21 protein-coding genes are annotated in these 25,909 nt (G+C 56.7%); 17 read left to right on the forward strand and 4 right to left on the reverse strand.

Annotated features, from left to right (window positions below; translation table 11 throughout):
- The 3 genes from RA157_RS07790 to RA157_RS07800 form a co-directional block, all read right to left on the reverse strand.
- Positions 1-696 (reverse strand): GntR family transcriptional regulator, encoded by a 696-nt coding sequence (locus RA157_RS07790; protein ID WP_350335896.1) that lies wholly within the window; start codon positions 694-696, stop codon positions 1-3.
- 155 nt (positions 697-851) lie between these two features.
- Complete coding sequence (locus RA157_RS07795; RefSeq protein WP_350335897.1) at positions 852-1,289, reverse strand: acyl-CoA thioesterase; 438 nt, start codon at positions 1,287-1,289, stop codon at positions 852-854.
- A 9-nt stretch (positions 1,290-1,298) separates the two neighbouring features.
- Positions 1,299-2,459: an iron-containing alcohol dehydrogenase gene (locus tag RA157_RS07800; protein WP_350335898.1), complete on the reverse strand. Its 1,161-nt coding sequence runs from the start codon at positions 2,457-2,459 to the stop codon at positions 1,299-1,301.
- Positions 2,460-2,758: 299 nt separating this feature from the next.
- On the opposite strand from RA157_RS07800, the gene RA157_RS07805 reads away from it, so the two are divergent.
- From RA157_RS07805 to RA157_RS07870, 14 genes are all read left to right on the forward strand, one after another.
- The gene (locus RA157_RS07805) at positions 2,759-3,541 is read left to right on the forward strand and encodes an ImuA family protein (protein WP_350335899.1); all 783 of its coding nucleotides are present in this window, start codon (positions 2,759-2,761) and stop codon (positions 3,539-3,541) included.
- A complete protein-coding gene (locus tag RA157_RS07810) occupies positions 3,462-5,045 on the forward strand; it encodes a Y-family DNA polymerase (protein ID WP_350336171.1) in 1,584 nt (527 codons plus the stop codon). Before RA157_RS07805 ends, RA157_RS07810 begins: the two co-directional genes overlap by 80 nt.
- Entirely contained in the window at positions 5,042-8,296 is a 3,255-nt protein-coding gene (locus RA157_RS07815; RefSeq protein WP_350335900.1) for an error-prone DNA polymerase, read from the forward strand. Before RA157_RS07810 ends, RA157_RS07815 begins: the two co-directional genes overlap by 4 nt.
- 149 nt (positions 8,297-8,445) lie before the next feature.
- Complete coding sequence (locus RA157_RS07820) at positions 8,446-9,489, forward strand: type III polyketide synthase (RefSeq protein ID WP_350335901.1); 1,044 nt, start codon at positions 8,446-8,448, stop codon at positions 9,487-9,489.
- 3 nt (positions 9,490-9,492) lie between these two features.
- Positions 9,493-9,993, forward strand: a complete 501-nt coding sequence (locus tag RA157_RS07825; protein ID WP_350335902.1) for an isoprenylcysteine carboxyl methyltransferase family protein — start codon at positions 9,493-9,495, stop codon at positions 9,991-9,993.
- Between the two features lie 89 nt (positions 9,994-10,082).
- Complete coding sequence (locus RA157_RS07830) at positions 10,083-10,847, forward strand: tellurite resistance TerB family protein (protein WP_350335903.1); 765 nt, start codon at positions 10,083-10,085, stop codon at positions 10,845-10,847.
- Entirely contained in the window at positions 10,810-11,736 is a 927-nt protein-coding gene (gene modA / locus RA157_RS07835; protein WP_350335904.1) for a molybdate ABC transporter substrate-binding protein, read from the forward strand. Before RA157_RS07830 ends, modA begins: the two co-directional genes overlap by 38 nt.
- Before the next feature lie 28 nt (positions 11,737-11,764).
- Positions 11,765-12,466 carry a molybdate ABC transporter permease subunit gene (gene modB, locus RA157_RS07840; protein ID WP_350335905.1) on the forward strand — a complete coding sequence of 234 codons (702 nt, stop codon included), beginning with the start codon at positions 11,765-11,767 and terminating at the stop codon, positions 12,464-12,466.
- Positions 12,466-13,557, forward strand: a complete 1,092-nt coding sequence (gene modC, locus RA157_RS07845; protein ID WP_350335906.1) for a molybdenum ABC transporter ATP-binding protein — start codon at positions 12,466-12,468, stop codon at positions 13,555-13,557. Before modB ends, modC begins: the two co-directional genes overlap by 1 nt.
- 104 nt (positions 13,558-13,661) lie before the next feature.
- Complete coding sequence (locus RA157_RS07850; RefSeq protein ID WP_350335907.1) at positions 13,662-15,425, forward strand: sensor histidine kinase; 1,764 nt, start codon at positions 13,662-13,664, stop codon at positions 15,423-15,425.
- The gene (locus tag RA157_RS07855) at positions 15,422-16,804 is read left to right on the forward strand and encodes a sigma-54-dependent transcriptional regulator (RefSeq protein ID WP_350335908.1); all 1,383 of its coding nucleotides are present in this window, start codon (positions 15,422-15,424) and stop codon (positions 16,802-16,804) included. Before RA157_RS07850 ends, RA157_RS07855 begins: the two co-directional genes overlap by 4 nt.
- Before the next feature lie 162 nt (positions 16,805-16,966).
- Positions 16,967-17,956: a TRAP transporter substrate-binding protein gene (locus tag RA157_RS07860; RefSeq protein WP_350335909.1), complete on the forward strand. Its 990-nt coding sequence runs from the start codon at positions 16,967-16,969 to the stop codon at positions 17,954-17,956.
- Positions 17,957-18,129: 173 nt separating this feature from the next.
- Positions 18,130-18,774: a TRAP transporter small permease gene (locus RA157_RS07865; protein WP_350335910.1), complete on the forward strand. Its 645-nt coding sequence runs from the start codon at positions 18,130-18,132 to the stop codon at positions 18,772-18,774.
- Entirely contained in the window at positions 18,774-20,174 is a 1,401-nt protein-coding gene (locus RA157_RS07870; protein ID WP_350335911.1) for a TRAP transporter large permease, read from the forward strand. Before RA157_RS07865 ends, RA157_RS07870 begins: the two co-directional genes overlap by 1 nt.
- An 82-nt stretch (positions 20,175-20,256) precedes the next feature.
- Here RA157_RS07870 and RA157_RS07875 read toward each other — a convergent pair whose 3' ends face one another.
- Positions 20,257-20,733 carry a MarR family winged helix-turn-helix transcriptional regulator gene (locus RA157_RS07875; RefSeq protein WP_350335912.1) on the reverse strand — a complete coding sequence of 159 codons (477 nt, stop codon included), beginning with the start codon at positions 20,731-20,733 and terminating at the stop codon, positions 20,257-20,259.
- Positions 20,734-20,879: 146 nt separating this feature from the next.
- Between RA157_RS07875 and RA157_RS07880 the strand changes: the two genes are divergently transcribed.
- The 3 genes from RA157_RS07880 to RA157_RS07890 all read left to right on the forward strand — a co-directional run bounded on the left by RA157_RS07880 (position 20,880) and on the right by RA157_RS07890 (position 25,892).
- Positions 20,880-21,668 carry a creatininase family protein gene (locus RA157_RS07880; protein WP_350335913.1) on the forward strand — a complete coding sequence of 263 codons (789 nt, stop codon included), beginning with the start codon at positions 20,880-20,882 and terminating at the stop codon, positions 21,666-21,668.
- Between the two features lie 82 nt (positions 21,669-21,750).
- Positions 21,751-23,469 (forward strand): adenylate/guanylate cyclase domain-containing protein, encoded by a 1,719-nt coding sequence (locus RA157_RS07885; protein ID WP_350335914.1) that lies wholly within the window; start codon positions 21,751-21,753, stop codon positions 23,467-23,469.
- A gap of 143 nt (positions 23,470-23,612) precedes the next feature.
- The gene (locus tag RA157_RS07890) at positions 23,613-25,892 is read left to right on the forward strand and encodes a heavy metal translocating P-type ATPase (RefSeq protein WP_350335915.1); all 2,280 of its coding nucleotides are present in this window, start codon (positions 23,613-23,615) and stop codon (positions 25,890-25,892) included.
- Positions 25,893-25,909: the final 17 nt, after the last annotated feature.

Here is a 25,909-nt window from a genome sequence, read left to right on the forward strand (position 1 = left end):
TTAGCTCAGTGGATCGAATGTGGCTTTGCACTCAGAGCTGTCCGGCACAAAAGTCTGCCGGATGGCTGCCAGTGTTCTGTCCGGCGTTTTAATCAGCCGCATCACGGTGAGGCAGGATGCGTCCTGCTTGATGTGCAGCCTTTCAGCAATATCCGCATCTGCCGCTATGGCTCTGATGGAATAATCAATGGCAGCCCAGGGCAGCAGACGGTGAATCCGGTTGCCGATAGTCTCCGAATGGGGGTTGCCGGAAATCAGGATATTCAGGTCCGGACTGATGAGCACTTCCTCCAGAGACGTCGCTGTCCCGTCCAGATGCAGCACACTGGCATAGGCCGTAAAGTTCCGATCGCTGGCAGCGGTTCCGAGAGCAGATCTCAGGCTGTCATGACCCGTCGGAGAGATTGAGGTTGGCTGGCAAAGGACCTGTGAGAAATCCGGTGAGCCAAGCTTGTCCGGTGTGGTCAGACGGATTGTATGATTATCCGGCATGGCCACAAAGCTGCCAGCCCTCTGCCGTCTGATTATCAGACCGCGGGCTGCAAGATCGGAAAGCGTTTTCTGGATCGCCTTGCGGTCGCAGCTCAGCATCTGCATGAGGTTCTGCTCATCCGGCAGTCTGTCGCCTGGTTTAAGATCCCCGGACATAATCATGCTGATCAGTTTTTGCTGGCTATCCCGTGCGGCTGGCTTCAAGATCTGGCTCCGGATTATGCGAACAGCGCTTATTATATGCTCCAGAGGTAATTAAATACCCAAAATTTGGCTGTTGTGAACAGCTAAATGTTCTGAAGAAGAAAGATTCAATTAAAAATATAACAGAAATCTGGTTTAATTTTTACGCTTAATTGTTAAACGCGCAGCTTGTTTAGAGCTTTCTGATATAATGGCGGTAGTTGTTGAGGGGTATTGGTGGTCTTGTCAACATAGGTATGAATGAAGTGACCACGCGCTGCAGTTTTATAATTATCATTTTTAAATATTCCAATATTATAAGTAGCAGATGTTGTTCCTATACGAGCAATACGCAAACCAGCATGAACGATGTCAGGGAAAGATATGGAGTCAAAGTAGCTGCATCGTGTTTCGACAACGAGACCAATAACAGAACTTTCTTCAATATTGAGAGTATTCTGATCAATTAAATACTGATTCACAACAGTGTCAAAATAGCTGAGATAGGTGACATTGTTCACGTGTCCGTAGGCATCATTGTCCATCCAGCGTGTTTGAATGGTCAGAAAGTAGCGATAATCATCACGGGTATCCGGATACAGTCGATCTGTCATGATGAATACCTACCAGGCGCTGCGATAAATGGTCAGAGCATCAACTTCCTGAATGTCGCGTGGATTGTTGACGAGGAGTCGGGTCTGCCCCATGGCTTCTTTTGCCAGCTTTTCCAGATCAGGCTCTGCAATGCCGACCTGGCGCAGATTGGTTTCGAGTCCCAGTTTCTCCGATAGCCTGGCAAGTGTGCTGATGAAGCGGTCGGCAAGACTTGCAACGCTGCCGCTCATATCCATGGATGGAAAGGCCCAGGGTGCCAGTTCCACATAACTCTGGGCGCAGACTTTTGCATTGAATCTGAGCACATGGGGCAGAACCAGCGCATTGGAAAGCCCGTGGGGAACATGGAAGAAGCCGCCAATGGGGTAGGCCAGAGCGTGAACAGCTGCCACAGGTGAATTGGCAAAGGCCTGCCCGGCCATCAAAGAGCCCAGCAGCATGTCGGAGCGGGCCTGTCTGTCCTGGCCGTTGAAAACCGCTGTTTCGATATTGGCCCCGAGCAGGCGAAGGGCTTCTTTTGCCAGTGCCCGGGAGAGAGGGTTGTTGTTCGGGTTTTTCGATGTATAGGCCTCAATGGCGTGAACCATGGCATCAATGCCGGTTGCGGCTGTTACATGAGCAGGCAGGCCTAGGGTCAGGTCTGCATCAAGCAGTGCCAGATCAGGCAGGAGTTCCGGGTCAACAACACCTTTCTTGATCCCATCGCCAATGGTGATGATGGAGATTGGTGTCACCTCGGATCCGGTTCCGGCCGTGGTAGGTATCTGGATCAGCGGCAGGCGGCGACCCCTGACCTGACCAATGCCGTAAATATCGTCCAGTCTGTCGGTACCGGTGACAAGAAGGGCTGCTAGTTTGGCAATATCGAGTGAGGACCCTCCGCCGAAGCCGATCACGCCTGTGACATTGGTCTCTTTTGCCAGGTCGGTTGCCGCAAGAACCAGGTGTTCAGGCGGGTCCGCAACGGTATCCCTGAAGAGCGTGACAGCGATTCCAGCCTTTTTCAGGGCCTGTTCGACCGGTTCCAGCAAACCGGCCTGAATGAGACCGGGATCTGTGACCAGAAGCACATGATTCCCAACAAGCGGCAGGGCAAGCTCGCCCAATCGTGCAATGACGCCGGGTTCGCACACAATGCTTTTGGCCGTATTGAAAGTGAAGGATGTCATGGCAACTCTCGGAGCTTGGCAGGCTGGAAAATCAGAGCCTTAAATGGACCATCGCTCATTCTGCGGGTCAAGGGGCCTTTCGGTGAAGAACCTGTCTCCCCAGCGTGATGTCTTTTGCAGATAGAAATGGTGACTTGACTCTTTAGAACAAAACAAGAACAATTAGGGATGTCAGGACAGAATAGTGAGTCCTGATAAAGGTTTAAGAGAGTATGGAAAGGTGTGATATGGCGGGGAGTTTTCAGTCTCGCCAAGAGGCTCTTGCGTGTCTGCGGCAGCGCATCAGACAAGTTGAAACCATGGAGTCAGGGCAGCTGGCCTGTACAGACGGGGCAGACAAATCTCTGTCTCTCGGTGCGCCCGAAGTTGATGAGGCCCTGCGCGGCGGGATGTCTGAACAGGGGCTTTATGAGCTTGACGCTGATTACACGTCCGGGGCGTCTCTACGCGGATTTGGTCTCGCCCTTTTAACTCGGATCTTGCGGAAGCAGGCTGAAAACGGGCAGCGGGATGAGGCCATCCTGTGGGTGATGACGCATCGGCACTTCCGGGAGTTTGGCGGGCTTTATGCGCCAGGACTCATGCGGCTTGGTTTGCCTGTACACAGGATTGTCCATGTGCTGGTCAGAAAGGATCAGCAAGTTCTTTGGGCCCTTGAGGAAGGATTGAGGGCCAGGGCATTTTCGGCGGTCATTGGTGAGGCTGACGATGTGGGTTTTCGGGAAACACAGCGCCTGCAACTGGCCGGTCAGAACGGGCGCACGCCCTGTTTTCTCATGCGGACAGGACCATCGGCTGGTGCCAGTGCTGCCAGTGCGCGGTGGCGGATTGAGCCTCAGCAGAGCCTGCCTGCGCGCTATGACACAAGACGTCCCGGCCAGCCTGTGTGGCAGGTTGGCCTTGAGAAAATCCGGCGAGGGCGTCCGGGGCGCTGGAAACTTGGATGGGACAATGAGACGGATCGCTTCCATATGGCTGCAGCAATGGCCCATCGACAGAGCCATGCGTCGCCTGCAAAAACAGCATCAGGCCAGATCGTACCCTTCGCGGATAAAGTCCGAAGGCCGGCCCGTCGCATGTAATTCCGCCAAATGTAACTCTTCTGCATGGGATTTTGACAAGCCTTTTGCCCTGACAGAGACCCTCAACGGGGCAGCCAGACTCTTTGCCATAAACAGACCTGCCCGGCGGACAGGCCTCACCGCAGGCATGACCCTTGCGGATGCCCGGTCCATGATACCGGCCCTGCAGACCGCGGATGCTGACCCGGAGGGTGATCGGAAAGGCCTCAAATCGCTTTGTGTCTGGGCCGAGCAGTTCTGTCCCTGGGTTACGCCGGATGGTGCGGACGGGTTCTGGCTGGATATAACCGGCAGTGCCCATTTGTTCGGTGGAGAGGAAGCGCTTCTGCAGCACCTGTCCGGGGCGCTGGAAGGATTCGGGCTCAGGCATCGCGTTGCGATTGCGGAAACCCCCGGTGGGGCATATGCGCTTGCGCGTTATGGTGAGGGAGATCTGATTGTCCCCCACGGCTCCCTCATGGAACGTCTTGCTCCCCTGCCGGTGGATGCCTTGCGTCTTGACCTTGAAACAGGGCTTATGCTCCGTCGACTGGGTTTGAAAACCATTGGGCAGATCATGACGGTTCCGCGGGACAGTCTGGCCCGCCGCTTTGAAACAGATATTCTGTCAGCGGCGGTCCTCAGGCGTCTTGACCAGATCCGGGGGCTGCGAGACGAACCTTTGTCGCCTATGCGTCCCCGAATGCGCTATCAGATCATTCGCTCGTTTGCCGAGCCGCTGGTTCATGAAGAGGCCCTGCTGGAGCAGATGGCGGATGCGCTGGAAGATCTGTGCAGGCTGTTGCAGCAGAAGGGGCGGGGCGCACGGCATCTTGCAGGGCTGTTGTTCCGCTCCGAAGGCGGCGTTGTCACCATCGTGATCAGAACAGCCCGGGCCAGTGATGAGACAGAACATTTTCTGCGACTGCTAAAGGACCGGACGGACGGGCTGGATGCCGGGTTCGGCTTTGACGCCCTGACACTTGAAGCCGTTGAAACAGAATTGCTGCATCGTGAGCAGACATCTTTGCCGGATATGGCAGCTGGAGCTCGGATACAGGATGACCGGGCCGTGATGCGGGTTGTTGATCTGTTCAGCAACCGGCTTGGTGCTGATGCCGTGTCCGTACTTGCTCTCAATCAGAGTCATGTCCCGGAACGGGCCCATGCGGTTTCGCCGGGGCTTGATGGCTTTGCTGCTCCGGCCATTGATCTGCCTGCCGGAGCAGACCGCCCGATCAGACTTTTGTCGCGACCGGAAGTGGTGGATGTCATTGCAGACCTTCCGGATGGGCCACCTGCGCGATTTCAATGGCGGAAGCGGGCCTTTCGGGTTGTCAAAGCCAGCGGACCAGAGCGGATTGAACCGGAATGGTGGCGCAGCACGGACAAGGAAAACCCGCGCGTTCGGGACTATTACAAGGTCGAGGATGAGGCCGGTCAGCGCTACTGGATTTTCCGGGCCGGAACCTATCAGTCAGAGGGACGTCGCCCTGTCTGGTATATGCATGGATTTTTCCTGTGATCTCATATGCGGAATTGCAGGTCACAACGAACTTCTCTTTTCTGAGAGGTGCGTCCCACCCCCATGAATATGTGGAACGGGCTGCTGAGCTTGGCCTGTCTGCTCTTGCGGTCACCGACAGGAACAGCCTTGCCGGTGTGGTGAGGGCTCATGTGGCGGCAAAATCTGTGGGTCTCCCTCTTGTGGTCGGCTGCAGACTGGACGTGCAGGATGCTCCGTCACTGCTTGTCTATCCCCGCTCCCGCAAGGGCTATGGTGCCCTGTCCCGCATGCTGACCCATGGCAAGCGACAGGCCGCCAAGGGGGAGTGCCTGCTGACCTTTCAAGATGTGGAGGCTTACGAAGACGATTGGGAGCTGGCCATCCTGCCGCCTGAAACCCTGTCCTGTGGATTTGCCGATGAACTGATGCAAATCGTATCGCGGCTGAAGACCCGTCCCCGCCTTGTGGCCTCCCATGCCTATCGGGGAGAGGACAGGGCGCGGCTTGAGCAACTGGATGAGCTGGCACAGTTCTGTGGTCTCAGGCTGATGGCGACCAATGATGTGCATTATCATCGGTCTGAGCGCCGGGATCTGCAGGATGTGGTCACCTGCATCCGACATGGGGTGAAGATTACGGAAGCCGGGTTCCTGCTTCATCAGAATGCAGAGCGGCATCTGAAGCCGTCCCATGAGATGCTGCGTCTGTTCAGGGGATATGAACAGGCTGTGGCAGAAACCATGGAACTGGTTTCAGCCTGTTCCTTTTCCCTTGATGAGCTGCGTTATGAATATCCGACGGAACCGATACCTCCGGGCATGACGGCCCAGTCCTATCTGGAACAGCTTGCCTGGAAAGGAGCGGACTGGCGCTATCCTGATCGGGTGCCGGACAGGGTGGTCGCAGCGCTGCGGCATGAGCTGTCGTTGGTCGAAGAGCTTGAGATCGCGCAATATTTCCTGACGGTTCATGACATTGTGCGGTTTGCCAGAGACGATCGCGGCATTCTCTGTCAGGGGCGTGGGTCTGCAGCCAATTCGGCAGTGTGCTACTGCCTTGGCATCACCTCTGTTGATCCGGATGATATTGACCTGCTGTTTGAGCGGTTTGTCAGTCGTGAAAGGCGGGAGCCGCCCGATATCGATGTGGATTTTGAGCATGAGCGCCGGGAAGAGGTCATCCAGTATATTTATGAGCGTTATGGCCGTGACAGGGCAGGCATTGCGGCCACGGTCATCTCCTACCGCTCCCGCAGTGCCATCCGGGAGGTGGGCAAGGTGATGGGCCTGTCGGAAGACGTCACCGGCGCTCTGGCCGGGACGGTCTGGGGGCGCTCAAGTGATGCTATGGCAGACAGGCGGATCCGGGAAGCGGGGCTCGATCCTGATGATGCCTATCTCAAACGGGTCATTGAACTGACAGAAGATCTGATCGGTTTTCCCCGTCATCTGTCCCAGCATGTGGGGGGCTTTGTCCTGACCGAGGGGCCTCTGTCTGAAACGGTCCCAATCGGTAACGCGGCCATGGAGGATCGCACCTTTGTGGAATGGGACAAGGATGATCTGGAAGCTCTCGGGCTGATGAAGGTGGACGTCCTGTCCCTTGGCATGCTGTCCTGCATCCGCCGGTCGTTTGAGCTTCTGCAAAGCCATTATGGACGAGAGGAAACGCTGGCCAGCCTCAAGCCGACGGATCCTGCAGTCTACGAGATGCTCTGCCGGGCTGATTCCATTGGCGTGTTTCAGGTGGAAAGCCGGGCGCAGATGAACATGCTGCCGCGCCTGAAGCCCAGAGAATTCTACGACCTGGTGATTGAAGTGGCGATTGTCCGACCAGGCCCGATCCAGGGAGATATGGTCCATCCCTATCTGCGCAGGAGGGACGGACTGGAACCGGTTGACTATCCCGCGCCGCACCCGGACCATGGCCCTCGGGATGAACTTGAACGGATCCTGAAAAAGACTCTTGGTGTGCCCCTGTTCCAGGAACAGGCGATGAAGATTGCCATTGATGCAGCGAAATTCACGCCGGATGAAGCCAATCAGTTGCGGCATGCAATGGCAACATTCCGCAGGCGCGGCACAATCCATACGCTTGAGCATAAGCTGATCAGCCGCATGGTTGAGCGTGGTTATGAGCGGGACTTTGCCGAGCGGTGCTTCAACCAGATTCAGGGGTTCGGGGAATATGGCTTTCCTGAAAGCCATTCAGCCAGCTTCTCGATCCTTGTGTATGTGTCGTCCTGGATCAAGTGCCATTATCCGGATGTTTTCTGTGTGGGTATTCTGAATGCTCAGCCCATGGGATTCTATGCTCCTGCCCAGCTGGTACGGGATGCCCGCGATCATGGCGTTGAGGTGAGACCTGCAGATGTGAACCGGTCTGACTGGGATACAATTCTGGAAGCAGACGGTAGAGGCGGTTGGGCCGTGCGCCTTGGATTGCGGTTGGTGGATGGTTTTCAGGCGGAACACGCGGCAACAGTGCTGGCTTTCCGACACCGGGATTATGAGGACCTGAAAGACCTGAAGGATCGATCAGGCCTTCCGGTTTCCGCGCTGGAGCGGCTTGCGTCAGCAGATGCCTTCCGATCCATGGGCCTTGATCGCAGACAGGCGCTCTGGCAGGTGAAAGCTGAGCGGAATACCAGGCCTCTGCCGCTTTTTGCCCATGCGGAAGCCCGGGATACGGGAGCAGAGGCCCCGGTCAGTCTGCCAGACATGCCCCTGTCCGAGCATGTGGTGACAGATTATCAGACCACCCGCCTGTCCCTGAAAGCGCATCCCCTGTCCTTTTTCCGGGAAGAGCTTGACCGGAAACGCTTCCGGAAGGCCTCGGATGTGCCGCTTATGCGTAACGGAAACCGGATGGCCTATGCGGGGGTGGTTCTGGTGCGTCAACGCCCCGGCAGTGCCAAGGGTGTTGTGTTTCTGACACTTGAGGATGAAACGGGGACTGTCAACTGTGTGGCCTGGCCACAGACCCTTGAGCGGTTCCGTAATGTGATCATGGCCAGCAAGCTTATCTATGTGACGGGCCGGCTGCAGAAGCACGACGAGATTGCTCATCTGATGATTGAACATGCAGCAGACTGGACCGCGCGCCTGCTTGAGCTGGCAGATGGAGAGGGCGCGCCAGCCCTGCCTCTGGCACATGCGGATGAAGTGGTGAAGCCCGGGCCTGATCCCTATGCGTGGCGTGGGAAAACACCGGCTCCCCGGCATCCTCGGGCGGTGCGGATCATACCAAAATCCCGCGATTTCCATTGATCTTAGGGTCAAGACTCATTGCTCACGCCCATTCTGCGCTTCCCTGATCAGCAGGCTTCTCACATCCTGTTGAAACCATGTGTTTGAATAGACCCTTCCGTTGCCCTGTTGACCATGCAAGTTTCCATGTGTTCACAGCGAGTGTTGTCATGTTTGCCAGAGTTCAGTCTGTCGAAACCGCAGTCCCACCCCATTGCCTTCATCAGGGAGATGTGGCGGAACGTATCCGGGCGCTGTATGGCGAAAGCCTGCCCCATCTGGATCGCCTGATGCCGGTCTTCGACAATGCGGAAATCCAGACACGCTATTCTGCCGTTCCGCTCGACTGGTATGCGGAGCCTCATACATTCGGTGAGAAGAACGACACCTATATCAGCGCCGGAATAGATCTTCTGGAAAACCTGGCAACCCATCTGCTTGATGGAAGCCGGATGACTGCAAATGACGTTGATGGCCTTATCATCGTTTCGACCACCGGTATTGCGACACCCAGTCTTGACGTTCAGCTTGCCGAGCGCATGGGCCTGCGATCCGATATCATCCGACTGCCGATTTTCGGCTATGGCTGTGCTGGCGGTGTGCTGGGTATGGCGCGTACCGCAGAGCTGGCCAAGGCCTATCCGGGCAAGACCTTCCTGTTTCTTGTGCTGGAACTCTGTGGATTGACGTTTAACAAGGATGACCTGACCAAGAGCAATCTGATCGCCACGGCCCTTTTTGGTGATGGTGCGGCCGGATGCCTGATCTCAACCGAGGCGGACGGGCCTGCGATCAAGGGTGTTCGCGAACACCGCTGGGCGGATACCCAGGATATTATGGGCTGGGATATTGATGAAACCGGGTTTGGCATCAGACTGAAGCGCAGCCTGCCGGATTTCGCCCGTGCCCACCTGGAGCGTCCGATCACCACGTATCTCCGCGATAATGCGCTGGACCTTGATCATTTTGACAGTTTCGCCATTCATCCCGGCGGCGCGAAGGTGCTGCAGGCTATCGATGATGCGCTGTCCCTGCCGCAGGGTGCTCTGAACAGGGCGCGTTCGGTCCTGAACCGTTATGGCAATATGTCGGCCGCAACAGTGCTGTTTGTCCTGCGTGATATTCTGGATGCGGAAGCCGCAGAACGAACCCTGATGGTCAGTATGGGGCCGGGTTTCTCGCTTGCTATCGCCCATCTGGAACGGGAGGCATAAGCGATGACCTGGTTGATTGTCATTGTTGGTCTTGTGGCCATTCAGCGTCTGGGCGAACTGGTTCTGGCCAATCGCAATACAAAACGTCTGCTCGAACGGGGAGCAGTTGAAATTGGTGCGGCCCATTATCCGGTCATGGTGTTGATGCATTCTGCCTGGCTGGTCAGCCTGCTGGTCTTCATTCCGCCGGATACGGTGCCCGATCTGGCGCTGCTGGTTGTGTTCGGTCTGCTTCAACTGGGTCGCGTCTGGGTCATTGCCTCGCTTGGACCGTACTGGACAACCCGCATAATCACCCTGCCGGATGCGCCTCTGGTAACCAGAGGTCCCTACCGTTTTGTGAAGCATCCGAATTATTGGGTCGTTGCGGGTGAAATTGCCATTCTTCCGCTTGCCTTTGGCTCGATCACTCTGGCTCTGGTGTTCACCGTTCTGAATGCCCTGATCCTGATGATCCGCATTTCTGCCGAGAATGAAGCCCTGTCTGCCCGCCAGCCCACATAGAGCCAGCCCACATAGAGCCCCGGTCATCTTGAAACCACACTGATCGTCCATATGTCTTCATCGGGTGACGCTTTCACACGAGGATAGACATGATCGACGCAAAAAAGCTGCTGGATGGTTTTCTGGGCGGTAACGGACAAGGCACAGACGGGCTTGTCGGCAAAGGCAAGGATTATCTGAGCCAGCATGGTGGCGGCCTTGCAGGCGGTGCGCTGGCCGGTGGTCTAGCGGGCTACATGCTCGGGTCGAAAAAAGGACGCAAGCTCGGGAAAAAAGCCGTTCAGTATGGCGGTATGGCACTGGTGGCGGGCCTGGCCTACAAAGCCTATCGCGACTGGCAGTCCGGTAGCCCTGCTGCATCCGGTCAGGCGCCCTCATCATCTGTGCCTCAGGCGGGACATACGACACCCGTGGCAGCACCGATGGAGGGGGAACTTCTGCCTCCGCCACAAGGGTCGCCCTTTGATCCGCAGACAGTGGACGCCGATGGCGCATCCCTTGGCGTCAAGCTTGTCACAGCCATGATTGCTGCGGCCAAGGCGGACGGGTCCATTGATGCGGAGGAGCATCGCCGGATTTTTGAGAAGATCGGTCTTCTGGATCTCAGTGGCGACGAAAAGGCGTTTCTGATGGATGAACTCGGCGCACCGTTGGACATTACGAGAATTGTCGAAAGCGCGACCAATCAGGAAGAGGCCGTGGAAATCTATACGGCATCTGTGCTGGCCATTGAACCGGATCATCCAGCAGAACAGGCCTATCTGCAGATGCTTGCGGCACGATTCGGGCTGGAACCGGCATTGACAGAGCATATTCATGCGGCAATCGCCGTCGCCGCTGAACCGGTCGCATAATACCAAGGGCGCAAAGCGACGGTTTGGAAAAACGTTCCAAACCGGATCATCGCCGGGTATGGTCAGGGCCAGTCAACGTCAGAGCGAGCCGGGATTGTTCATGTTTGCGTCTTTCCGTCAGTTGGTATGGTCCGGGCTGCTGTCCGTCCTGATTGCTGTGACCGGTACAGGGTCTTTGCAGGCCGGTGATGAGAACCGGCTTCTGGTCTTCGCTGCCGCCAGCCTTAAGGACGTTGTCGAGGCGGTGGCGGAGGATTACCAAAAGAAAACCGGGATAAAAGTGGTTGTTTCGGCTGCGGGCAGTTCCGCCCTTGCCCGACAGGTTGCCGCTGGAGCACCGGCGGACCTCTTCCTCTCGGCAAATCCTGACTGGGTGGACTGGCTGGTTACACGGGGGCGTTTGACAACAGAGGATATCCAGCCCTTTGCGTCCAATCGTCTGGTGGTGGTTCAGTCTGCGCAATCAGACAGAGATCCGGGAACCGGGGGCGTTACGCAATCCTTCCCCTTCGGAGCACGCATCGCCGTTGGTGATCCGGATCATGTCCCGGTTGGAATCTACGCCCGCCGCGCTCTGAAAGAGCTCCAGCTCTGGGATGACCTGTCAAAGCGGCTGATCCGGGTGGACAATACGCGGGTTGCCCTGTCTCTTGTGGCGCGCGGTGATGTAAATCAAGGTATTGTCTATCAGACTGATGCAATGATCGCGCCCGATGTAGAGATTGCCGGTCTGTTTGATACTGATCCCGATGCCCCCATTCTTTATGTGGCGGCTGTTCTGGGGGAAGGCGATAATCCCGGAGCGAGGCGCTTTCTTGCCTTCCTGTCCGGTCAGGAAGGGGTAGAAAGACTGCGGGCTTTCGGATTTGAACCGCTGGCTGACCGGTGAGAGCGTAAAGGTGAGTGAGGCAAGATAAATGGGGTGGGGTGATCCGGAGGCTGCTGCGGCCTTGTGGCTTACGGTACAGGTAGCAGGTACGGCTATTCTGTTCGGCCTGCCGCTTGCGATTGCCGTGTCCTATGTGCTGGCCCGATATCGGTTCCCCGGCCATATGCTGTTGAACGGTCTTGTGCATCTGCCGCTGGTGATGCCGCCGGTGGTGACAGGATATGGTCTTCTGCTTCTGTTTGGCCCGGCTGGACCGTTGGGTCGGTTTCTCAATGATGTTTTTGGTGTCGGTCTGGCTTTCCGCTGGACGGGCGCAGCCCTTGCTGCGGCCATCATGGCCTTTCCACTGATGGTCAGGCCCATTCGCGTTGCCATTGAAAGCGTCGACATGGGGCTTGAATCCGCCGCGGAAACGCTCGGTGCCAATCGTGTCATGGTGTTCTTCACAGTCACCCTGCCTCTGGCTCTGCCAGGCATTCTGGCGGCGGCTATCCTCGGCTTTGCCAAGGCGCTTGGCGAGTTTGGCGCAACCATCACCTTCGTTTCGAATATCCCTGGAGAAACACGAACACTGGCTCTGGCAATCTACTCGCTGACCCAGTCCCCTGATGGAGACAGAGCAGCTCTGATGCTGGCGGGTCTGGCGGCGGTCCTGGCTTTCTCTGCGGTTATCGCCTCAGAAGTTGTTGTCCGCCGCATGCAGGCGCGGTTGAGCGGAGGGAGACGCTGATGCTGGACGTGATGCTTGAAGGCGATTCCGGGGCGTTTCATATCGACCTGGCGTTTCAGTCCACCAGTGATGTTACGGCTCTGTTCGGGCCGTCCGGCTCGGGCAAGTCGACAATTGTCAATATGATTGCAGGCCTGCGCCGCCCCCGCAACGGACGGATTGTTGTCCGCGATGAAGTGTTGTTTGACAGCGAGAAAGGGATTGATGTCCCGGCCCGCAAGCGCCGGGTTGGCTACGTGTTCCAGGACAGTCGGCTGTTCCCGCATCTCTCGGTCAGGCGCAATCTGACCTATGCCAGGCTTGCCGGACGCCGTGCAGCCAGAGGCCTGTTCGAGGAAGTGGTTGAACTGCTTGAGCTCGGGCCGCATCTGGACCGTCATCCCCAGACATTGTCCGGTGGTGAAAAACAGCGCGTTGCCATTGGCCGGGCCTTGTTGTCTGATCCGAAGCTCTTGCTGATGGATGAACCGCTGGCATCCCTTGATCAGGCTTTGAAGGGTGAAATCCTCCCCTATCTCGACCGCCTGCATCGGGAAACGCACCTGCCGATTATCTATGTGAGCCATTCCCTTGGGGAAGTGTCGCGGTTTGCCGAAACCATGGTGATCATTTCAGATGGCAAGTTGAAAGCCATGGGGCCTGTGACGGATGTCATGACACGGCTTGATCTGGGGCCGGCCACCGGACGACACGAGGCCAGCTCGCTGATCAGCGGGCGTGTGGTTGACTATGATGCGCCCTATGACCTGACACGTATCCGGGTCGGGTCCCAGCATCTTGAAATTCCGGGAACTGTCGGCACCCGTGATGTACCCATCCGACTGAGGCTTCGGGCGCGGGATATCTCAATTGCCCGCAATCTTGGTCCGGATACAAGGTTGTCGATCAGGAACAGATTGCAGGGCCGTGTCGAGGCCATTTCGCAGGAGCAGGGTGCCTATGCCGAAGTGGTGGTGAATGTGGATGGCCAGAAGCTGCGCGTCAGGCTGACCCGGCGGTCCATTGATGATCTGGAAATCACCGAGGGTGTTGAGGTCTCGGTTCTGATCAAGGCCATCGCCATAGACCGTCGGATGCTGCAGACCGCATAAATGGTATGCTTCTGGCGTCGTAAGCTCTTGAAACTATCCCGTATTTCCTGCGATCTTGCTCCCTGGATCCGAACAGACCGGCTCATGCCAAGGGTGCACGATTGATGAGTATACGGCCCAAGATGCGGAAAGTGGACAAGCGGCAGGCCTATCTGGGGCTGCTGGTTCTGACCGCAGTCTGTTTCGTTCTGGTGATTGGTGCCGGACAGATTTCCCGCCAGGTTTATCTGGATGACGAGCTGACACGCGGCAGGGAGACACTCAGGTCTCATGCCACAAACCTGCAGAGCACTCTGGATAAATACAGGGTTCTGACACCGGTTCTGGCCCGGATGCCGGATGTGGAACGTCTGCTGGATGAGCCGGACAATCCGTCTCATCAGGAGGCGATTCGCCTTTTGTCATCGGCACAGAACCTGTCCGGCGTAACCCGGCTTGAAGTGCTGAATGCCAAGGGGCTGCTGCTGGCCGGAGTGAGAGATGATCGTCTTGAACGCAGTGTGCAGGGCGTTCGTGGTGACGCGTTCCGTGATGCATTGCAGGGCCGTTTGGGGCGGGACTTTGTTACAGAACCTGATGGTCAGCGGGCCTATGTTTTTGCGGCTCCTGTACGGGCGCGCGGTGCGGTTATTGGTGTTCTGCGTGTGCGTGTGCCTCTTGAAGATATAGAACAGGCCTGGGCACTTTCCCGGGATCCTATTCTGGCCATTGACGGGCTCGGGCGCATTTTCCTGACCAATCAGGCAGAATGGCGCTTGCGGAATTTCCAGGAAGTGACAGGCAGGGCTCCCTACCATCCGGATCTTGATACGGCGCAATTGCCTGCGCTGGACAAGGCCTATCGCAATCTTTCCCAGGACTTGCCATTGCTCGGCTGGCGCCTCCACATGTTTGTGGATGTGTCCCAGGCGCGGGCTCTGTCGACCAGCATTGTCACGATATCGGCTCTTGTTGCACTGTTCCTGGTTCTTGGGGCGTGGGTCCTGACCGAGCGGTTTATCCGCCGGAATGTCAATGCTCGCAAGGGTTTGGCTGATGCACTGCGTCTTGAGCGAAAGGTTCGGGACCGAACACGGGATCTGACATCCGCCAACCGGCAACTGGCGCATGAGGTGCGTGACAGGGAGGCTGCCGAGGAAGAATTGCGGAAGACACAGGCCGAGCTGGTCCAGTCAGCAAAGCTGGCAGCTCTCGGTCAGATGTCGGCCATGATCGCCCATGAGTTCAACCAGCCTCTGGCGGCTCTGCGATCCTATACTGACAATACCCGTATGCTTCTGGATATGGGCAAGGTGGACAAGGCGGACGAAACCCTTGTCCGGGTTCTGTCGGTAACAGATCGCATGGGGAAGCTTGGCAAGTCGCTGAAGACATTTGCCCGCAAGCCTGACCTGTCGAGCAAGCCCGTCCCTGTCTCAACGGTCGTTGATGAGATGCTTCTGCTGCTCAAGCCTCGCGCGGACAAGGAGGGTGTGCGTCTCGAACTGGATCTGGAAGACGGGCTCGAAGTTCTCGCAGGGGCGGTTCGTCTCGGTCAGGTGCTGGTCAATCTCGCGTCAAACGCCCTTGATGTCTTTGAGAACGAAGAAAACAAGGTGGTTCGGATCAGCGCCAGATCAGAGGGAAACATGGGTCTGATCTGTGTGACAGACAACGGTCCGGGTATCGATCCGGATCTTGGCGACAGCATTTTTGATCCTTTTGTGACCAGCAAATCGGTCGGCTCAGGCCTTGGGCTTGGCCTGCCGATTGCCTATAACATCATCCGGGACTTTGGCGGCAGGCTGTCAATTGCGTCCACCTCTGATGAGGGGACCATGTTTGAAATCCGCTTGCCGCGCGTCATGAGTGAGAAGGACGCAGAATGAACGAGCCAGTACAGGTTTATCTGGTCGATGACGACGATGATCTGCGTCATGCCCTGATGCAGGGGCTGGAGCTGGCCGGGTTCGGCGTTCAGGGCTTTTCCGGTGGATCAGATGTGCTGGAATGTGTGGGGCGCGATTTCGAAGGCATCGTTGTCTGCGATATCCGCATGCCGGGCATGGATGGTCTGGGTGTCCTGAAGGCAATTCTTGATCTGGATGCGGCGCTGCCCGTTATTCTGATCACCGGTCATGGTGATGTGCCCGTTGCCGTCGAAGCCATGCGCAGCGGGGCTTATGATTTCATCGAGAAACCGTTCCCGGTCAGCGATCTGGTGGCGGTGGTCAAGCGGGCGCTCGAAAAACGGCGTCTGGTTCTCGAAAACCGGGTTCTGCGCGACTATGTGGATGGTCGACAGGGGCTTGAGGAAACCATAGTCGGGCGTTCGCCGGGTATCGTGCATCTGCGCAATCAGGTTTCCATGCTGGCAGGCACTGACATCGATATCCTGCTGATGGGAGAAACCGGGTCAGGCAAGGAAGTGGTGGCCCGCGCCCTGCATGATCATGGTCCCAGAAAGAAAGAGCCCTTTGTGGCCATCAACTGTGCTGCCATGCCTGCAGATATCTTTGAATCAGAACTGTTCGGCCACGAAAAGGGCACCTTTACCGGTGCGCATGAACGCCGTATCGGGAAGCTGGAACACGCTGGAAATGGCACGGTCTTTCTTGATGAGATTGAATCCATGCCGCTCGATCTTCAGGCCAAACTGCTGAGAGTTATTGAAACCCGCAGTATTGAACGGCTGGGCTCCAACACGGCTCTGCCTTTGGGGGCGCGGTTCGTTGCAGCCACCAAGGCGGATCTGGAAGGCCTGAGCCGCCAGGGGAAATTCCGTGAGGATCTGGTTTATCGTCTGAATGTGGTGACTCTGACCATCCCGCCCTTGCGACAAAGACGGGAAGATGTGTTGCTGCTGTTTCATCATCTGGCGCGGTTGGCCCGAGCCCGCTATCGGCAGGATTACCCCGAACCGTCGGCTGACCTGCAGCGCCGGCTGCTGGCTCAGGACTGGCCCGGCAATGTCCGTGAGCTGCGCAATGTGGCTGACAGGTTTGTTCTGGGCCTGATGCCGGACGAGCAGGGGTTATCCGGTGAGGCCCCAGAGGCCTCAGGACGGGAGGCCAGTGGTGGAACCCTGTCCGAGCAGGTGGCCCGCTTTGAGAAGCAGGTACTTGTTGATGAAATCCGACGGCAGGGTGGCAGCCTCAAGGCCACCTATGAGACGCTCGGGCTGTCGCGGAAAGGGCTTTATGACAAGATGCAGAAATATCGCATTGATCGTCAGGACCTGATTGAAGCGGATGGGCAGGATTCGTAACATCCGCCATGAGTAGTGTGTAGAAATCTACCCATTTCAGGTGGGTTGAGCTGGTATTTTTGTTGTATTTCTCCCGTTTTTCAGTTTGGCACGCTGTTTGCTGACATATCCGTGAACATGAGGCGGCAAGCCTCACACATGCGTTCCAAGGGAGGATTTCAAATGAAACGCATTCTTCTGTCCGCAATTGCGGCTTTTGCCTTTTCCACGCCGGCTCTTGCCCAGTGTGATCCGGGCGAAACGGTTATCAAGTTCAGCCATGTGACAGCTGCATCTGGCCACCCCAAAGGTGAGGCCGCGTCTCTTCTGTCCGAGCGTATCAATGAGCGTATGAACGGCAAGGCCTGCATGGAAGTCTTCCCGAACTCTCAGCTCTTTGATGACAACAAGGTTCTGGAAGCCCTGCTGCTTGGTGATGTGCAGATGGCAGCTCCGTCGCTTGCCAAGTTCGAGCGCTACACCAAGAAATTCCGTCTCTTCGATCTGCCGTTCCTCTTCAACGACATCAATGCGGTGGATAAGTTCCAGAATTCGGACGCTGGCCAGGGCCTTCTGCGCGTAATGGAAGACAAGGGCCTCCTTGGTCTTGGTTACTGGCACAATGGCATGAAGCACTTCTCTGCCAACAAGCCGCTTGTGGCGCCGACAGATGCATCAGGCCTGAAGTTCCGCGTTCAGACCTCTGATGTGGCTGTTTCCATGATTGAGGCACTGGGCGGTAACCCGCAGAAACTGGCCTTTAAGGAAGTCTATGGCGCTCTGCAGACCGGTGTTGTCGATGGTCAGGAAAACACATGGTCGAACATCTACACCAAGAAGTTCTTCGAAGTTCAGGATGGTGTGACTGCAACCAATCACCAGGTTCTTGACTATCTCGTCGTGACATCTGCCGAGTGGTGGAATGGCCTGCCGGATGACCTGCGTACCGAACTGAAAGCGGTCTTTGATGAAGTGACAGCTGAGCGGAACGCTCTGTCCACTGAAATCAACCAGAAGAACAAGGCCCGTATTGTTGAGGCTGGTGCCACCATCCGCGAACTGTCTGCTGAAGAGCGTCAGCAGTGGATTGATGCCATGAAGCCGGTTTGGGGCAAGTTTGAAGGCGATATCGGTGCAGACCTGATTTCTGCAGCGCAGTCAGCCAATCAGTAAGACCACCTCACTCTGTTGAGGGGCTCGCCCAGGCTGAATTCTTATCAAATTCAGACCGGATTCGGCGGGCCCCTTCTTTCATCCTCATGTAAATGGCGTGTCGCCCCGGACTGCCTTCGGCCAGACTGTTCTGTCCGGAGAATGGTGCGACGCGGACGAATTGGAGAGCCGCCATGCAACGCTTCGGCGATCTCGTCACCCGGTTCGAGGAAACAGTGATTGCACTGCTTCTGGCCGGAATGACGCTTGTGACTTTCTCCCAGGTTGTCGCCCGCTACGTGTTCAACACGGGTTGGGGCGCAGCGCTGGAATTCACCACTCTGATGTTCGCCTGGATGATCCTGTTTGGCATGTCCTATGGCCTGAAGATTGGAGCACATCTGGGAGTTGATGCCTTTATCAAGCTTTTCCCGGATCGCTTCTATCGGATTTTCACAGTGCTTGCCGCTTTGATCTGCCTGCTCTACGCGGCACTTCTGTTGAGTGCTGACTGGTTGCAGGTGCTGTTCGGTCAGGACATCAATGCCCGTGGTGGTGCCATTTCTTATGTGCAGAAAATGGCCAAGTTCGGCATCGGGCTTGAAGAGCTGCGCCTGCCGGAATGGGCCGTGCATGCCTTTGGGCTGGAGAGTGAGGAAATCCCTCGCTGGATTGCCTATCTGATCCTGCCGCTTGGCCTTGCATTGTTCGCTTTCCGCTGCATCCAGGCTGTCTGGCAGATCATAACCGGAGAGCGTAGCGCAATTATCGCCGGTCACGAGGCTGAAGAGCTTGTGGCAGAGAATGAAGGCGTTCTCAAAGAGAAGGATCCGGCCTGATGGATGCAGTATATCTTTTTGCACTGGTTCTCAGCCTGCTCTTGATCGGGGTGCCGATTTCGGTCTCTCTGGGGCTGTCCAGTATCCTGTTCGTCATCTTCTTTTCAACGGATTCGATGACGTCCATTGCCCTGAAGCTGTTCGAGGCAACAGAGCATTACACGCTTCTGGCTATTCCGTTCTTCATCCTGTCATCCAGCTTCATGTCTACCGGTGGCGTGGCACGACGGATTATCCGTTTCGCGATTGCAACGGTCGGACAGTTCCGGGGCGGTCTGGCCATGGCCGGTGTCTTTGCCTGTATGCTGTTCGCCGCGCTGTCCGGCTCTTCTCCGGCAACCGTGGTGGCCATCGGAACGATTGTGATCGCCGGAATGCGGCAGGTGGGCTACAGCAAGGACTTTGCCGCTGGCGTCATCTGTAATGCAGGCACGCTTGGCATTCTTATCCCGCCATCCATCGTGATGGTGGTCTATGCAGCTGCCACTGATGTGTCGGTCGGACGAATGTTCCTTGCCGGTGTCGTTCCGGGGCTGATTGCCGGTCTGATGCTGATGATCGGCATTTACATTGCGGCCCGTTGGCAGAACCTGCCGGCTCAGGAATGGAAAGGCTTCGGCGAGTTCCGCGATGCCCTGTTTGATGCGGGTTGGGGCCTGTTCCTCATCGTGATCATTCTTGGCGGTATTTATGGTGGTATCTTCACGCCGACGGAAGCGGCGGCGGTTGCTGCGATCTACGCGTTCCTGATTGCCATTTTCATCTATCGTGACATGGGGCCTCTCAAAGGTGTGCCATGGCGGATGGAAGGAGAAAGCCTCGGCGGTGTGATCATCCGGAACACGGGAGCTATTCTGCTGAAGTCCGGACCATCACTGGTGCATCGGGATACCCAGAAAGTTCTGGTGGATTCCGCTAAGACGACCATCATGCTGATGTTCATCATTGCCAACGCCCTGCTGTTCGCTCATGTGCTGACAACAGAGCGTATTCCGCAGGTCATCACGGACTGGATGCTGGGTGCAGGCTTCAACTGGTGGACCTTCCTTCTGGCTGTCAACATTCTGCTGCTGCTTGGTGGCCAGTTCATGGAACCGTCAGGTCTGTTGCTGATTGTTGCTCCTGTTGTGTTCCCGATCGCCGTGGAACTGGGTGTTGATCCGATCCACCTCGGCATCATCATGGTGGTCAACATGGAAATCGGCATGATCACGCCACCTATCGGGCTCAATCTGTTCGTCACCTCGGGGATAACGGGAATGAGCCTGGTCAGGGTCGTGAAAGCAGCTCTGCCATGGGTGATGATCCTGATGCTGTTCCTCGTTCTGGTGACTTATGTGCCGTGGATTTCCACGTCGCTGCCGACTGCCCTGATGGGGCCGGAAGTCGTCATCAGATAGATGAAAAGCCAGCACAAACAGAAAGCCCGGCAGTGATGCCGGGCTTTTTCTATTTGCAAAGCGAACATAAAAAAGAGGCAGGTCAGTCGACCGTAGCGTCCGTCTCGTCTTCTTCAGGCTCTATCTCGTTTGAAAGGGCCAGATTGCGCTCAATGCGCTTCAGCAGTTTGCGCAACCGCCTGCGGTCCTTCTCCTCAATACCGGCAAGTGCCTCGCGCTCGACCCGCTTCCAGGCCTTGTTCACATAGGCAACACGTTCGTGGCCGGATTCGGTCAGATAGACCCGGGCAGAGCGGCCGTCCTGTGCAGATGTTTCGCGGCGAACAAGGCCCTGAGCACCCAGGCGGGTTACCATTTTGGTGACAGTTGGCGGGCGAACGCCAAGCTGCCCGGCCAGGCCGCTCATGGTCTGTCCGTCCTCATCGGCGAGGGCTTTCAGAACGGCGTCCTGTCCCGGATGCAGGCCAATCAGGCTCAGCATGGCACCAGATCGGCCCCGATAGGCCTTTGCCGCTTGTGTCAGTCGATGGGTGATTGATTTTTGATAATTAAAAGACATAGTTACCCGGTTAACAGACCGACATTACAATATCATGACATGTTATCTACTAAATGTTTACGCGTCGATAATTTGTGTCAGATCACATGGTCGGCTAAGAAAATAGGCCATGCAATACGAAGCTTTACGGACAAGGAGCAGGCGGAATGGGCTTGAAACCGTTCTGGCAGGACATGACGACAACGGATTTTGTCGGAATTGATTCGGACAGGTCTGTCGCTGTTCTGCCGATTGCCGCCATTGAGCAGCATGGCCCACATCTGCCTCTGTCGACCGATACCACACTCGCAGAAGGCTATATCGACCGGGTGGTTGCGCTTCTGCCCAATGAGGCGCAGGTCAGTTTCCTGCCTGTTCAGGCCGTCGGATATTCCGATGAACACCTGTCCTTTCCCGGCACCCTGACCCATTCAGCAGATCTTCTGGTCCGGATCTGGACTGATCTGGCGCGTGCCGTGTCGCGCGCAGGCGTTCGCAAGCTGATCCTTGTGAGCTCTCATGGTGGCAATACCCCGCCAGCCGATATTGTTGCTCGAACCATGCGTGCCGAGATTGGCATGTGTGTTGTGACCACTTCCTGGCTGCGTTTCGGTATGCCGGACGGTCTGATCTCTGAAGATGAACGCGCCTATGGCATCCACGGTGGAGATATCGAGACATCCATGATGCTGCATCTGCGTCCTGATCTGGTTCGGATGGATGAGGCCAGGGATTTCTCGAACCGTCAGAAAACCCATGAAGAGCAGTTCAAATGGTTGCGGGCATACGGGCGGATGCAGTTTGGCTGGATGAGCGAAGATCTGAATGCGAACGGGGTTGTCGGCAATGCTTCACTGGCCAGCGCCGAGAAGGGCAGAGCGATCATTGATCACATTGCCCGTGGCTTTGTTGAGCTCATCGATGATGTTCAACGCTTTGATATGACGCAGTTTTGACAATCCGTGGTCGGAACGCCTTTTGACTGTCAGAATCCCGATGCTAGAGTTGGGACCGGAGTAACTGGCAGAAGAGACGGGCGTGAAGCAGCTTCCTGAACGGTCTAAGGCATTTCTACAGCCGCAGCGCATTCGCATCGCGACGGGGCTTGTTCTATTTGCATTCGCCTTTACTCATCTTCTGAACCACGCGCTGGGTATCGTCTCCATCGAGTGGATGGACACGATGCAGGCTTGGCGGATTGCCATCTGGGCCACTCTTCCAGGGCAGATCCTGCTTTACGGGTCCTTTGTGCTGCATATTGTCTTCGGTCTTGCAAAGCTGGTCAGGCGCAGGACCTGGCGTATGCCCAAGATGGAAGCTCTGCAGCTGATTATGGCTCTTGCCATCCCCTATTATCTCGTCGGGCATATCATTGCGACCCGTGGTGCCATTCAGATGTTTGGAACGCGCGTCGACTATGTGCATGAGCTTTCGGTCCTCTGGCCCGGAGCGGCTGTTGCACAAACCCTGATGCTGATCTTTGTCTGGGTGCATTCGGTTCTGGGGCTGCATTACTGGCTGCGTCACAGGCGCTGGTACCAGCGCTGGTATGGCGTCTGGCTCGGTTTTGCTGCGGCCTTCCCGGTTCTTGCAACATGGGGTTGGGTTGATGCCGCCCGGCGTCTTGAACTGACCGAACTGCAGTCCATCGATTTCACCGAAGACCAGTTCATAACCATTCTGGATCTGATTGGAGCATCCTATAACTGGGTCCTGATTGTGCTGGGCGTCGGTGCTCTGGTGGTGGCTGTCATAAACCTCTCGGACCGCCTTAAACACCGGGTGACACTCGATTATCCGGGTGGCAACAAGATTAAGACACCGGTTGGCCCGACGCTGCTTGAAATCAGCCGATCCCGCGGTATCCCGCATGCATCGGTCTGTGGTGGTCGTGCCCGCTGTTCCACATGCCGGACGCTGATCATTGAAGGCGAAGATACCCTTGAGGATCCGGATCCGGCAGAACGCTCCGTCCTCGCGCGTATCGGATCGCCTGATCATGTGCGTCTGGCTTGCCAGATCCGCCCGAAAGCCGACCTCACAGTTCAGCCTCTGGTTCCGGTTCGTGCCGGTCAGGCAACGGGTGCTGCAGGCCGGGATGCCTATCACTGGGGTGTCGAGCAGCGGGTTGCCATCATGTTTGTGGATCTCAGGAATTTCACCGGTCTGTCCGAGAAACGCCTGTCCTTTGATGTGGTGTTTCTGCTCAGCCGTTATCTCGGTGATATGGCGCGGGAAATCGAAGCGGCTGGTGGATATGTGGACAAGTTTATCGGCGATGGCATCATGGCTATCTTCGGTATTGATACTGACCCGAGAACGGCCTGCAAGCAGGCGCTTGATGCATCCGCACGGATGGGGCGGGCGCTTGATGAGATCAATGAGGATCTCAAGTCTCAGGTCGGGACAGATCTCCGCATTGGCGTTGGCATTCATGCGGGTCTGGCCATTCTAGGTCGTATCGGAAAGCCGCAGGATGATGGAACGCAGGCCGGTATTACGGCCCTCGGCGATACGGTCAATACAGCCAGCCGCCTGGAAACCATGACCAAGGAACACGGCGCTGTGGTTATGGCGTCAGAGCGGGTCTGCCGTCTGGCTGATGTGCCGACAGACCGGTTTGCCCACGCCAATGTTTCCATTCGTGGACGGGAGCGTCCGCTTACAACTGTTGTGATTTCAGATTTCGAATCTCTGGAAATGGCTTTGAAGGGTGAAGAGAAAACACCTGTTGAGCCACAGCTGGCGCCTGTCTGATAACAAACTAGGGTCAGGACCCCAGACCGTGTGCGAAATGCCGCAGGGCAGTCTTCGGCCTTGACCTTCCAGTAGCTGGAAGGCCTATCTGTTCATGGATTGATCAACGCATTTATCCGGTTCAACCCGTTTAGGCTGGTTCCATGACAGATTTGGCAGATTCAATTTCAGCAGGACGTCCCGCATCTTTTGCTTCCGAGCCTTTACACAAGGTCCTGGATATTCAGGGCATGACCTGCGCTGGATGCGCTTCCAGACTGGAGCGAGTTCTCAATGCGGATGACACTGTTCAGGCTGCGCGCGTGAATTTCGCGCTCGAACGGGCCGATCTTGATCTGAACGGTCCGGTTGATGACGAGGCCCTGCGGGCTCTTGTGGAGCGGGCAGGCTTCAGTGCCTTGATCCGTGGTGCTGGCACCCGTGCCCGCAAGGAACAGCTCTCGCGTCTGGAAGAAGCGCGGCTGAAGGATGAGCGCCATCTGCTGATGACCATCATCCTGTGCGCTATCCTGACCATACCCCTGGTTGGCCAGATGGTCAGGCAGATGCTGGACCTTGGCGGGCCTATCCCGGCTTCCCTGCAATTCTGGCTGGCTCTGCCGGTGCAGGTTCTGGCCGGAGGCCGCTTCTATAAAGGCGCATACAAGGCCGTTCGGTCAGGTGGTGCCAATATGGATGTTCTGGTGACCCTGGGAACCAGTGTTGCCTTTGTCTATTCCGCCTGGGTCTGGCTGTCGGGTGATGTGACCGGGCATCTCTATTTCGAGGCGGCAGCTGTTATTCTGACACTGGTTCTGCTCGGTAAATGGCTTGAGGCAAAGACCCGGCGCGGCACGGCTACAGCGCTTCGGGCCCTGATGGATCTGAGCCCGGAAACAGCGCGGCTGGTGACTGAAAACGGTCCTCAGGAGGTGTCTGTAGACACTATCCAGCCAGACCAGAAGGTTCTGGTTCGCCCTGGTGAACGCATTCCGGTGGATGGAACGGTTGAGGATGGTGCCAGTGAGGTGGATGAGTCTCTGGTGACCGGCGAGAGCCTTCCGGTTCTAAAGAATGTGGAGAGCCGCGTGTCCGCGGGGACCATGAATGGCAATGGTGCATTGACCATCCGGGTGTCTGCCGTGGGGGATGATACGGTTCTGGCCCGCATTACCCGGCTGGTTGAAAGCGCTCAAGGGGCCAAGGCCTCCGTACAGCGGTTCGTGGATCGGGTCAGCAATGTGTTTGTCCCTGTTATTCTTGGTATTGCGCTGTTGACCTTTGTCAGTTGGCTTCTGGCAGGGTATTCCGCCGAAGCTGCCATGGTCAGTGCGGTGGCTGTTCTGGTGATTGCCTGCCCGTGCGCGCTGGGACTGGCGACGCCCACTGCGCTTACCGCCGGGATGGGTGCTGCGGCACGGTCTGGCATTCTGATCCGGGATATTGCGGTTCTGGAAAAGGTTCAGCCGGTCGATATGGTGTTTTTCGACAAGACCGGAACCTTGACCGAGGGACACCCTGCCATTGTCAGCCTGATGAGCGAGGACATAGCAGACGACGACCTGCTTCGTCTGGCTGCATCGGTTCAGCAATCCAGCGAGCATCCGCTGGCAAAGGCTGTCCTTGATCTGGCGGACGAAAGAGAGATCAGGCCCGTCAGGGCAGAAGGGTTCGAGGCCGATGCGGGGCGGGGCGTTGCCGCGCATGTTGAAGGGCACAGGATTGCCATCGGCAACAGATCCATGATGACCCGCTCCGGTGTGTCCGGCGATCTGTGTGATGCCATGATGGCGAAGGTGCTGGATGGGAAGGCAAGTGAGCCGGTTACCCTGTCTTTCGTTGCCAGAGACGATCAGCTTCTTGGCTGCTTCGGGTTTTCTGACGGCATTCGACAGACATCTGAGGAAGCCATCGCAACGCTCAAGGCGCAGGGGATTGAGACAGGCCTCCTGTCCGGAGACGCCCGACCTATCGCGGATCATGTGGCCGGAATGCTTGGGCTTGATGAGGTTGAGGCCCCGGTACGACCTGATCAGAAAAGCCTCGCTGTGCTGAAGCGGCAGAAAGCGGGCCATGTTGTGGCGATGGTTGGTGACGGCATCAATGACGCACCGGCGCTTGCAGCTGCAGACATCGGCATTGCAATGGGCTCGGGAACGGATGTGGCCATGGAAACCGCAGGCATTACCCTGATGCGGTCTGATCCGCGTCTGGTGGCGGCGTCCTTCCGAATTGCCAAAGCCACATGGTGGAAGATCAGGCAGAATCTGTTCTGGGCCTTTATCTACAATATTGTCGGTATTCCGCTGGCCGCCTTTGGTGTTCTGACACCGGGCTTTGCCGGTGCTGCCATGGCCCTGTCGTCAGTCTCGGTCGTATCCAATGCGCTTTTGCTCAGAGGATGGAAACCGGCATTCGATACGGGTGGAACCACAAAAGAATAGGGGTGAAACCGGCGCTG

Origin of the sequence: Coralliovum pocilloporae, assembly GCF_030845175.1 — a bacterium.
In the GTDB taxonomy this organism is placed as follows: Bacteria; Pseudomonadota; Alphaproteobacteria; order Rhizobiales; family Cohaesibacteraceae; genus Coralliovum; species Coralliovum pocilloporae.